The sequence below is a fragment of the Bacteroides sp. OF03-11BH genome, from assembly GCF_003604005.1.
Lineage (GTDB): Bacteria > Bacteroidota > Bacteroidia > Bacteroidales > Bacteroidaceae > Bacteroides > Bacteroides ovatus.
On record NZ_QTMW01000002.1, the window covers coordinates 216,206 to 228,442 of the forward strand.

Consider the following 12,237-nt stretch of genomic DNA (forward strand, 5'->3'; position numbering starts at 1 on the left):
TATTATTCAGTTTTAATCTTCATTCGTTTCCGAAGCTACCCAACGGTGGGTGTACGTTCCAAACTCTGCATTGAAATAGAGGGTTACATCGGTTTTCACCGTAGCATAATAGACATTTCCCTGCTTTTCGCCCCATTGCAGTAATTCGTCGCAGAAACGGAAACTGTAATCCCATGGATCTGTGCCCAATGCCAGTTGATATAAATTATAATAGCTGTTGTCGGTAGTCAGATTCGGTTGCCCTTTATCTTTCTCCTTATGTCCCCAACGGTAGGTTGTTCCGTTGATTTCCATCTTAAAGCTATGACGGGTTTCACCGCTTCCTGCCCAACTTTCCGTTTGTTTCCGGGCAGTATAATTCTTCACACCCCATTTGCCATATCCCAGATAGTTGAAATCCTGTCTATACCCACCCGAATGGTTATAAAGATATACAGCTCCTATTTCATCGTAACTGATCGTTTGTTCACCCATATTGATGGTAATCCGGTAGATGCCTGATTGAGGAACCGTAACTGTATAGTCTTCACCATCATTACGCTCACGTAACACTCCGTTGTCGTCTACATAATAATAGCATTTGCGACCTTCTACAGTAGACATAAATATAAATGGCTGGTCGGCTTTCAATTGAGTGAAAGTCTGATAGATTCCTTCATTCTGACGGAGCATTTGTTGTGCTTCCGCTTCATCACCATCATCTTCCGTACCCACGCCAGTGATATAAACCGGCTCGTTTTCAGAAGGCATATCATCAATGCCGTCCATCATAAAAATTACGAAATAACCTTCCAGACTACTAAGAGCCTGATCCAATCCGCAATAAGCACGCACCTTCCAACGCAGTGTGCCGTTAGTATTGCAACGGAATTTAGCCAGTTTACCTATTGTGTTTGCCTGATAATGGGTTAAAGTCAACTGTGATTCCAAACCGTTATTGTCAGAAAAGATCGTTTCTACCGGTTTGGTAAAGTCTCCCCCGATCGTATCAATCAATACTTCATAACGATATACTGTATTTCCGTGTTTCTCGGTAGGCGTCCATTTCAGAACAATATCCGTCAACGAAGCACCCGAAAGTACTACTCGCTCGCCACTAGCCATTGCATCCATTGTTCTAACAGGTTCAGGCGGAACAATCGGTTCATAATCATCCGGATCAAATCCCGGATTCAGTTTATTGTCACAAGCCGTCAGTCCGATAAGAAAAAACAGCAGGGCAAATTTGATTAGTTTTTTTGTTATCATATTGTTTCTCATATTATTATATTCCTAGTTTTAGTATGAATGAGGACATTCAATTGGTTCAAAGCGGCTCTTATCTCCATTATAAGTTGCAGGAAGTTCCGCTCCCCAGGCAGGTTTATTTTCGCTTATATTCTGCAAACAAACTTGCGCATCCAATCCGCTGCCGCCATTTCCCCAATTTTCAAAAACTGTAGTACCTCCGACCCCTTTCGAGAATACCCAATATCCCATCAAGTCAGAGTGTTCTTCTGCATTAAGGATTTTGCACATATTCGCTTTAATTTCACTTTCGTCCAACGCTCTCTTCCACATCCGTGCCTGATAAACTTTGCAATATCCTACCCGATATGAATCTCCGGAACGTCCAATCAACAGTGCTTTATCATTTCCACCTACATCTGTCAGATTGAGAGATGAATTAGGGGCACAATCCTCATAAGAGTTATCTGCAGGAGTCAACGTTTCTCTCACCCCGTTTATATACATTTTATAAGCCTCTTTAGTACTTGATTTCGTTCCATCATATACAATGGCTATATGATACCATTTACCCGGAGTCTTACGTCCACCTTCCGAATCATCGCAATAAATAGTTTGCTGACTACGGAAACGGGGATCACTCTTACCATTAATTTTAGTGGCTATTTCAAAACGCGGATTCACATCCTTAGCTTCTGCACGAAGCAGGAATACACTTTCCAAACCTATAAACGATTGCATAGAACGAGTATAAGTCGGGTAGAACACAACCTCAAAAGTAAGCTGATTCATACTTTTCACCTCTGAATGTGATTCGGCATACTTTTTAATATCAATTTTAAAGCATACGTCATATTCCATACGATAACATACCGGATTCACATAAACTGGTAACGTCAATTTCTGACCTGCCGCATCAGACAGTTCCAGTGTGGTACTCCCGAGCTTCTTTCCTGTTAGTTTTAACTTGGTAGCCCCGTCTTCCGTAATCAATTCTGCGGTTTTCAAATAGGTTTTATTATCATCTGTGAGTTGTGCCAACTTATAATCACCATTTCCTCTGGTAATAGCTATTTCTGTAGATGCCTCATAACCACCGATGATTAAAGAAGTTGCTTCATTTTCCAGTTTAAGGTTATATGGATTCACTTTCACCGAAATCTCCTCCACAGAACCTTTCTGGTCTGTCACAATCACTTTCACATCACCTCTAGCTTTGGGTTTCAAGGTAATCAGGTTCTCTTTTTCAGTAGCTTCCACAATCGTTGCATCCGTAGTAGGCTCGCCGTCTCCCACCTGATAAGTGAAACTATATCCGCCATTACCTCTCTCAATAGAGATATATTGAGATTCGGCATCCGGTTCGGCAAAAGTGGCTTCATTACTTTTCAGTGTCAGATCCACGATGTTCACTACCACAGGAATAGTGATTGTCTTACCTTTCTTATCTGTTATCGTAATATTTACCGGATCGGCTCCAGTCTCGAACTTGGCAGTCAACGGAATAACTTGTCCGGATAGTTCACCCACTTCCAAAAACTTATCAGCACCTTCCGGTATGGAAATCTGATAATCTCCGTTACCGGTCAAAATCTTCACCAGTCTCTTTTCACCGATAAAAAGGTCAAAACCTTCTTCCGGTGCATCTACCGTCAAATCCCAGAGTTTTGCTACCCGAACCAGCACTCTAGCCACTTTCTTACGTCCATCTACTATTAATATAGTGGTTTCCGTACGGTTATTTTCTTCCAACTGGCTATTTTCGGTAGCTTTAATAGTCACCTTATTACCATTGATTGTAGCCGTCGCCACGTTTTCATCAAATGGCTTCACATAATAATCGCCATTACCGGAGGTGATACTCACCGTAATTTCGTCTCCTTGTAGTAGTGTCACCGAATTATTATCGACAACCAGATCTGTTGCCGGTTTCACTTCCTGTTCTTCTTTATCATCACTGCACGATACCATAAAAAATGGAATGGTCAATGCTGAAAGAAATAAAAAACTAAGTTTCCTTTTCATTAGATTAAAGATTAATAAATTAATACTTTTCAAGTTTATCTACTTAAAAACTTCGATGAGACAAAGATAAAATCACTAAACTCTACCAAAAGAAAATTAACTATCCTTTTTTACCTTTTGGCACGGATATTTACTATATTAACACGGATATTTACTTCTTCTTTTTCTTTAAAAATTCCCGCCACAGGCTACTGCTGAACCTCTTCCAAATGTTTCATCCGAAACTCTTTTGGCGTGCACTCATACTTTTCACGGAACACCTTAAAGAAAGTAACTTTGTTCGAGAATCCCGAATCGAATACAATTTCATCAATCGTCTTTTTAGTGGTCAGCAATAAATCTTTCGCTATGTGCAAACGACATTCCTTAATCAGATCGGTCGGGCTATCCTCTCCTATCTCTTCCATCTTCCGATAAAGACTCCGGGGACTGATTGCCAGCCGATCGGCGATATAACGTGGAGTCAAATCTTTGTTCGTTATATTATCATTGATAATCTTCAAAACCGACTGAAGGAACTTCTTCGACTCTTTATGCGTCAACTTCCCGTCCGACTTTTCAAAAGAACTGATCGGCGAACTGAAATAATTCTTCAACACCTCTTTCCGTTCCATCACCTGACAGACAGAAATACGAAGGTACTCCGCACTAAACGGTTTCGTGATATACATTTCCGCACCGGCAGAAAGAGCTTCCATCTGTTGTTCCATCTCGTGCCGTCCGGAAACCACAATAATAGGAATATGCGCTGTCTCTTTCACCGATTTGATCCGCCTGGTCAGTTCAATGCCGCCCATTCCCGGCATCATGACATCACAGATAATCACATTCGGATAAACCTCATTCATCACCTGATCCAGCCGTTCAGGATCTTGCAAGGTTACCACATTGAAGTCAGCCGAGAAGATTTCTCCAATAAACCATAGCATTTCGATTTCATCATCGACAACCAAAAGCGTAGGACGCATCTTATCAAACTCATACTGGGGAAGTTTCAGTATCGATTGAGTATCTATCTTAGGGATGTATTCCGCTGTGAGCCGCTTGGTTTCCGACACTCCGGTAGTCAGTTTCACGACCGGCAAGGTTAGTGTAAACATCACCCATCCGTCAGGAGTATTTTCCACTTTCAACGTACCATTCAGCAACTTTGCCATATTATAAGAGATGGCTAGCCCCAGTCCGTTCCGTGAAAAGTTCTTTTCATCCTGATTCTCGAAATTATCCAAAATGGCATACCGATTAAAAATATACTGAAAATCCTTTTCCTTGATGGTACTTCCTTCATTTGCTACACGAAGAGCCAGCATATTTTCCCGGCTCGTATCCACTTCAATCTTGATACTCTGTCCGTCGGGAGTATATTTAAAGGCATTAGAAATCAGATTAATAATAATTGTATTCAGGAATCCTTTGTCCGAGTTCCACATCACCTGCTCGGGTATCTTGCTCAAGAAAGTGATGTTTCTGGATTTAGCCATTTCAACAAACGTTTTGGCTATTCCTTTCACAATGGAAGACACATTCAATGACTCAACCCGCACTTCCCTGTTTCCCGTTTCAATCCGACGGAATTCGATCAACTCATGAATCAGGTTGTTGAGACGCTCCGCATTCGTCTGAATCATCTGTACGTAGTCCACGACAAATTTACTAAGTCCCTTCGATGAAAGGATTCGTCCGCAAGGACCATAAATCAAAGTCAGCGGAGTACAAAATTCATGTGCGATATTAGTAAAGAAACGAAGTTTGGACTCAAAGACATTCTTTTGATGGCGTTTCTCTATCTCGTTCAGCAATTCCTGCTTTTTACGTTTGGAGCGCAGGATAAAGGAACGTATCAGCAAGGCTGCCAGTAAAAGCAGACACAGGGCATAAATCAAATAAGCCCACCAGGAAGCATACCACGGATCACCTATACGAATCACCAGAGAATAGACATCACTCTCTTTATCAAAGACACTATTGTAATATTTCACCAGTAAGGTATATTCGCCGGGAGCCATATTCGTAAAAGAGACTCCGCTTTCCGAACCATTGTTTACCCATTGGTCACTCAATCCTTTCAGTTTATAAAAATAGGTACAGTTATTACCATTCAGATAATCCACAGAGGCAAATGAAACAGAAAAGAAATTCTGGTCATACTGCAAATTCAAGACTTCAGTTTCTTTTTTCCGGGTGAGAAATTCGCCCAGATTGTATTGTTCACCGAAGATAGACAGCTTATCAAAATAAACAGGAGGCATATAAAGCTGCTCCGGACGGCCATCCGCCCGGATAGCTACGACTCCATTGATTCCGCCAAAGAACAGAGTACCAGTCTGGGAATCCCGAAAAGCGGCTCCGTCACTAAACTCTACCACCTTTAAACCATCTCCAAAACCGTATGAACGAAAGACATTCCTTTTCGTATCGAAATTGATTAATCCAAGATTGGTGCTCAACCAGAAGTCGTCGGACGAGTTTCTAAGAATTGCATGAATGGTATTATTCAGGAAACCATTCTTGGCATTGAAGAGCTGATAAGAGGTTTCCGATGTGTACTTTATCAATCCGTAGCTCGTTCCGAAAAGATAGTTATTGCTGCTGTCTTTACTGATAGCGAGAATATTATTCAGGGTCATGTTTTCGTATTTGTGAGTAGACACCGGTTCCAGGCCATTCGTCGTTTCGTTATAGCGGAATACCCCATATCCTTTATTGCCAAACAACAGGTTGGCTTCATTCTCCGCATAAATAGTAAAGAAATAGTTCGATCCCAGTTCGCCGTCATTGATGATGTAACGTTGCGCATCCACAATCACCGGATTGTCCGGTGTTCCGGCAATACGAGCTTTCACCACTCCCATGCCGACACTCGCCAGCCACAGTTCGGAATCTGCTGTTTCGTAAATGTCATGGATGTATTTGAAATCTTCGTTACCGATCCGTATTGGTATACTCTTGATACGTTTTTCCCGATATGAATAATAAGTTAATCCTTCTTCGTCTCCTATCCAAAGCAAATTCCGGTGGCTCTTGGCAAAACAATAAACGGCATTACTACTCAAAGCACTATTAGAGGTAGTCAACACCTCCGCCCGACAGTCGGAGATGTTTTTATCGAATTCGTAATCATAGATTTTAAGAATTCCGTTTCCTTTGGTTCCCACCCAGAAAGTACGTTCATCATCAAGATAGATGGCACGCACGGGGCGTTCTATTTTCTCGGTATAATTGCTAAGCACCATTGATTTGATAGAATAAAGCGGGTTCGAATAAAGATAAACACCCTGCCCGTCGGTACCAATCCAAACAACATCCTGAAAACGGTCTTTCTTGAGACAGAATACACCGCTGTTGATAGGTAACGACTGAATTTGATAATGATTCGTCTCCTTCTGTTTCTCCAACAGCAGAATACCATCCATCAAAAAGCCCACAAAATAGCTGTTATGATAATGAACGATGGAAGAAATTTTACCACGTTCCTGTATTTCTTTACCTAGATTGGCAATAAACTCATTCTTCTGGGTCGGAATATGGAAAGCATAGAAATTAAATTCCTTGTCTATGTAATAAAGAGATTGCTCGTCATTGAAACAATAAATCAAGGAAGTCTGATAAATCAGGTTCGTTTTCTGGGGTAACAGGGTGATATCTCCCGATGCGGCTTCCTGCTGTATATCATAACAGCGGTTATATCCTTTCATGACTACCCACATCCGGTTGTTACCGTCGATAAAGAAGTTTACGATATCGGAAATCGGGATTCCCGTGATATTGATTTTCTTGAAGACTCCTTCTTTTTTATGATAATAATAAATGCAGTTACTATCCTGGATAATGAACAGATTACCATGACTATCTTTATTCATAAAGAAGAGTTTCTGAAATTCATTATAGTGAGTGATTGTATTGGTTTTCCGGTTCAAACGGTTCAGCCCATAGTAGGTTTGAATCCAGTAAATATCTTCGCCCGTATACACAATATTGTCAATCAGATTACCAGATAAGTAATCCTCCTTGTCACGAGTCTTAAATTCCTCAATCTCCTGTCCATCATAAATATTCAGTCCGTCGCAGGTCCCGATCCACATCAATCCACGCTCATCCTGGCACAGAGATGTAATCGAACTATTAGACATATACTCTTTATCTGCAACTTGCTTCAAATTATAAGCATAAGCGTTATGTATCAACAGATTAAGAAAAAAGAATAGAATAAAAACCGACTGTTTTCCCATAGTGTATTATTCTTAGATTTGCTATATGACAAAGGTAAACAAAAAAACATTCCGAGCTTTTTTTTGGCCGGAATATAAGTAAAGCTCCGTGCCAGAGTAGTTAATTTCAGCGACAAGAGGCGATTTAGCCCCTCTATTACTAGAAGCACATTCCTTTTCTCCCTATTTTCGTCGTAGAAATTATTTTCAAATCTATAAATTCATTTGTTCATGAAAACACATTTTTCATTTAAACACTTGCTATTTCTTGGAGGTGCCGTGTTGTACAGCCTGCAATCTTCTGCCGTTAAGAATCCTGTAGACTATGTCAGCACACTGATAGGCACTCAATCCAAGTTTGAACTGTCTACCGGAAACACGTATCCGGCTACGGCATTGCCGTGGGGAATGAATTTCTGGACACCGCAGACCGGTAAAATGGGAGACGGTTGGGCGTACACGTATGATGCCGACAAAATCCGGGGATTCAAACAAACACATCAGCCCAGTCCCTGGATGAACGACTACGGGCAGTTCGCCATCATGCCTATCACAGGCGGACTGGTATTCGATCAAGACCGACGTGCCAGTTGGTTCTCTCACAAAGCGGAAGTTGCCAAACCTTATTATTATAAGGTATACCTCGCCGACCATGATGTAACAACCGAGCTTGCTCCTACGGAGCGTGCCGTCATGTTCCGTTTCACGTATCCGGAGACAAAGAATGCCTACGTGATTGTAGACGCTTTCGACAAAGGTTCTTATGTGAAAGTGATTCCGGAAGAAAACAAGATTATCGGCTATTCAACCAAGAATAGCGGCGGTGTGCCGGAAAACTTCAAAAACTATTTCGTGATTCAATTCGACAAACCGTTCACATTCGTTTCCACAGTTTTCGAAAACAACATTCTTCCGAATGAAACAGAAGCAAAAGGAAACCACACAGGGGCCGTGATCGGATTCGCCACGAAAAAGGGAGAAATCGTACACGCACGTGTTGCTTCCTCCTTTATCAGCCCCGAACAGGCGGAGTTGAATCTCAAAGAGCTTGGCAAAAACAGTTTCGACCAATTGGTAACGAACGGAAGAGACGTGTGGAACCGTGAAATGAGTAAGATAGAGGTGGAAGACGATAACATTGATAACCTGCGCACCTTTTATTCCTGCCTGTACCGCTCCATGCTTTTCCCACGTAGCTTTTACGAGATAGACGCTAAAGGAGAAATCATGCATTACAGCCCCTATAACGGTGAAGTGCGTCCCGGCTATATGTTTACCGACACCGGTTTTTGGGACACGTTCCGTTGTCTGTTTCCTTTCCTCAACCTGATGTATCCGTCGATGAACCTGAAGATGCAGGAAGGTTTGGTAAACGCTTACAAAGAGAGCGGTTTCCTGCCGGAATGGGCCAGCCCGGGACATCGGGATTGTATGGTAGGCAACAACTCGGCTTCCGTAGTGGCCGACGCTTACATCAAAGGATTGCGCGGATATGATATCGAAACTCTTTGGGAAGCATTGAAACATGGAGCAAATGCACATCTTCGCGGGACTGCTTCAGGTCGTCTCGGTTACGAATCTTACAACCAACTAGGATATGTTGCCAACAATATCGGCATAGGACAAAACGTTGCACGTACACTGGAGTATGCATATAACGACTGGGCAATTTATACATTAGGCAAGAAACTCGGTAAACCGGAGAGCGAAATCGACATTTATAAGAAACACGCGCTGAACTACAAAAATGTCTATCACCCGGAACGCAAACTGATGGTTGGCAAAGATAACAAAGGCGTATTCAATCCGAATTTCGATGCAGTGGATTGGAGTGGTGAATTTTGCGAAGGGAATAGCTGGCACTGGAGCTTCTGCGTATTCCACGACCCGCAAGGACTTATCAACCTGATGGGAGGCAAGAAAGAATTCAACGCGATGATGGATTCCGTCTTTGTCATCCCGGGTAAACTGGGAATGGAAAGCCGCGGCATGATTCACGAAATGCGTGAAATGCAAGTAATGAACATGGGGCAATATGCGCACGGCAACCAGCCTATTCAGCACATGGTATATCTCTACAACTATTCAAGCGAGCCCTGGAAAGCTCAATACTGGATACGTGAGATTATGAACAAACTATATACCGCCCGTCCCGACGGTTATTGTGGTGACGAAGACAACGGACAGACTTCCGCCTGGTATGTATTCTCCGCACTCGGTTTCTATCCGGTTTGCCCGGGAACGGATGAATATATCATAGGAACCCCGCTCTTCAAATCGGCGAAGTTACATCTGGAGAACGGAAAGACCATCACGATCAAGGCAGATAACAACCAGCTTGACAACCGCTACATCAAGGAAATGAAAGTAAACGGGAAATCACAAACCCGCAATTTCCTTACACATGACCAGCTGATTAAAGGTGCTAATATTCAATTTCAAATGAGCCCCGTGCCCAATAAACAACGGGGAACCACAGAAAAAGATGTACCTTACTCTCTTTCGTTTGAATAAAATATTGTACTTTTGGAGATCAATGAATTATCTACCAAACAAACTATAAAAACATGAAACTGAAAAGCCTTTTACTAATTGCCCTTGTTGCGATCGTCTTTTGCGGTTGCCAAAGTAACTATCAGCCTACTTCTATCACCGTTGCCTCCTACAATTTGAGAAACGCCAACGGTGGCGATTCAATCAACGGAAACGGTTGGGGACAACGTTACCCGGTCATTGCCCAAATAGTGCAATACCACGATTTCGATATTTTCGGCACGCAGGAGTGCTTTATTCATCAACTGAAAGATATGAAAGAAGCATTACCTAGTTATGATTATATCGGTGTAGGCCGCGACGACGGCAAAGAGAAAGGTGAACATTCTGCTATTTTCTATCGCACAGACAAGTTTGATGTGATAGAGAAAGGTGATTTCTGGTTATCGGAAACTCCCGACGTGCCGAGCAAAGGATGGGATGCCGTGTTGCCGCGTATTTGCAGTTGGGGACACTTCAAATGCAAGGATACCGGCTTCGAATTCCTTTTCTTCAACCTGCACATGGACCATATCGGCAAGAAGGCACGCGTGGAAAGTGCGTTCCTCGTACAGGACAAGATGAAAGAACTTGGCAAAGGCAAAGAGCTTCCGGCCATCCTGACGGGAGACTTCAATGTCGACCAGACCCACCAGTCTTATGATGCTTTTGTGAGCAAAGGGGTGTTATGCGACTCTTACGAGAAGGCCGGCTTCCGCTATGCTATCAACGGCACGTTCAACGACTTCGACCCGAACAGCTTTACGGAAAGCCGTATCGACCATGTATTCGTTTCTCCGTCTTTCCATGTGAAAAAATATGGTGTGCTGACGGATACTTACCGCAGCATCGTAGGCAAGGGAGAAAAGAAGCAGGCGAACGATTGCCCGGAAGAAATCGACATCAAGACTTATCAGGCGCGCACTCCTTCAGACCATTTCCCCGTAAAGGTGGAACTGGAGTTCGAACAGCGTCAGCAGAAATAATCTTTGTATCTAGTTATAACCTGAAAGTTTCACCACACAACCCGATATTCCTATGAGAAATATATGTTTTGTAGCCTGTATGTTATTTTGCCTTACCTCCGCAGTGGGAAAGACACCGGGAAATACCCGTTATCTTTCTATTGCCGACTCGATTCTATCTAATGTATTGAATCTCTATCAGACGAATGACGGACTACTAGCAGAAACGTATCCTGTCAATCCCGACCAAAAAATTACTTATCTGGCGGGCGGAACGCAGCAGAACGGAACGCTGAAGGCTTCTTTTCTATGGCCGTATTCCGGAATGATGTCGGGTTGTGTGGCTTTATACAAAGCGACCGAAAACAAGAAGTACAAAAAGATTCTCGAGAAAAAAATTCTACCGGGGGTGGAACAGTATTGGGATAACAGCCGCCTGCCGGCCTGTTATCAGTCATACCCCACCAAGTACGGGCAGCACGGACGTTATTATGACGATAACATCTGGATTGCACTGGATTACTGCGATTATTACCAACTGACTCACAAACCCACATCTTTGGAAAAAGCCGTTGCATTGTATCAATATATCTACAGTGGATGGAGCGACGAGATAGATGGTGGCATCTTTTGGTGTGAACAGCAGAAGGAAGCGAAACATACTTGTTCCAATGCACCGTCTACTGTGCTCGGCGTCAAGTTGTACCGGCTGACGAAGGATGCCAAATACCTCGAAAAAGCAAAAGAGACGTATGCCTGGACGAAAAAGCATCTATGCGACCCTACCGACCATCTTTACTGGGATAACATCAACCTGAAAGGGAAAGTTTCCAAAGAGAAGTACGCCTACAACAGTGGACAGATGATTCAGGCGGGTGTATTACTCTATGAGGAAACAGGAGATGAACAGTATTTGCGCGATGCACGGCAAACAGCCGCAGGAACAGATGCCTTTTTCCGCACAAAAGCCGACAAGAAAGACCCGACTGTCAAAGTACATAAAGACATGGCCTGGTTTAACGTGATCTTATTCAGAGGACTGAAAGCTCTGTATAAGATTGACAAGAATCCGGCGTATGTCAATGCGATGGTGGAAAATGCGCTTCACGCCTGGGAAAACTACCGGGATGAAAACGGATTATTAGGCAGGGATTGGTCGGGACATAACAAGGAGCAGTATAAATGGCTGCTCGACAATGCCTGTCTTATTGAATTCTTTGCAGAGATTTAACACTTCTTCTCCGCAACACTTTCATAATCAATACTAATCAACAAAAAAA

At 42.8% G+C, this 12,237-nt stretch carries 6 protein-coding genes; 3 read left to right on the plus strand and 3 right to left on the minus strand.

Annotated elements, in window-relative coordinates; genetic code table 11:
* Positions 1–12: 12 nt before the first annotated feature.
* From DXA54_RS02555 to DXA54_RS02565, 3 genes are all read right to left on the minus strand, one after another.
* The gene (locus DXA54_RS02555) at positions 13–1,260 is read right to left on the minus strand and encodes a SusE domain-containing protein (RefSeq protein ID WP_004299915.1); all 1,248 of its coding nucleotides are present in this window, start codon (positions 1,258–1,260) and stop codon (positions 13–15) included.
* Between the two features lie 18 nt (positions 1,261–1,278).
* Positions 1,279–3,252, minus strand: coding sequence for a LamG-like jellyroll fold domain-containing protein (locus DXA54_RS02560; RefSeq protein WP_120078917.1), 1,974 nt, complete (start codon positions 3,250–3,252; stop codon positions 1,279–1,281).
* 188 nt (positions 3,253–3,440) lie between these two features.
* Positions 3,441–7,481, minus strand: a complete 4,041-nt coding sequence (locus DXA54_RS02565; RefSeq protein ID WP_120078918.1) for a response regulator — start codon at positions 7,479–7,481, stop codon at positions 3,441–3,443.
* 210 nt (positions 7,482–7,691) lie between these two features.
* On the opposite strand from DXA54_RS02565, the gene DXA54_RS02575 reads away from it, so the two are divergent.
* From DXA54_RS02575 to DXA54_RS02585, 3 genes are read left to right on the plus strand one after another with little or no spacing between them, the layout of a single operon-like run.
* On the plus strand, positions 7,692–9,974 hold the full coding sequence (locus DXA54_RS02575; protein ID WP_120078919.1) for a GH92 family glycosyl hydrolase: 2,283 nt from the start codon (positions 7,692–7,694) through the stop codon (positions 9,972–9,974).
* 53 nt (positions 9,975–10,027) lie between these two features.
* Positions 10,028–10,978 carry an endonuclease/exonuclease/phosphatase family protein gene (locus DXA54_RS02580; protein WP_008645241.1) on the plus strand — a complete coding sequence of 317 codons (951 nt, stop codon included), beginning with the start codon at positions 10,028–10,030 and terminating at the stop codon, positions 10,976–10,978.
* A 52-nt stretch (positions 10,979–11,030) separates the two neighbouring features.
* Positions 11,031–12,188, plus strand: a complete 1,158-nt coding sequence (locus tag DXA54_RS02585) for a glycoside hydrolase family 76 protein (protein ID WP_120078920.1) — start codon at positions 11,031–11,033, stop codon at positions 12,186–12,188.
* Positions 12,189–12,237: the final 49 nt, after the last annotated feature.

Bases quoted from the DNA above. Each gene is read 5' to 3' on its own strand.
- DXA54_RS02560 (WP_120078917.1), bottom strand. From the start codon at position 3,252: ATGAAAAGGAAACTTAGTTTTTTATTTCTTTCAGCATTGACCATTCCA.
- DXA54_RS02565 (WP_120078918.1), bottom strand. From the start codon at position 7,481: ATGGGAAAACAGTCGGTTTTTATTCTATTCTTTTTTCTTAATCTGTTG.
- DXA54_RS02575 (WP_120078919.1), top strand. From the start codon at position 7,692: ATGAAAACACATTTTTCATTTAAACACTTGCTATTTCTTGGAGGTGCC.
- DXA54_RS02555 (WP_004299915.1), bottom strand. From the start codon at position 1,260: ATGAGAAACAATATGATAACAAAAAAACTAATCAAATTTGCCCTGCTG.
- DXA54_RS02580 (WP_008645241.1), top strand. From the start codon at position 10,028: ATGAAACTGAAAAGCCTTTTACTAATTGCCCTTGTTGCGATCGTCTTT.
- DXA54_RS02585 (WP_120078920.1), top strand. From the start codon at position 11,031: ATGAGAAATATATGTTTTGTAGCCTGTATGTTATTTTGCCTTACCTCC.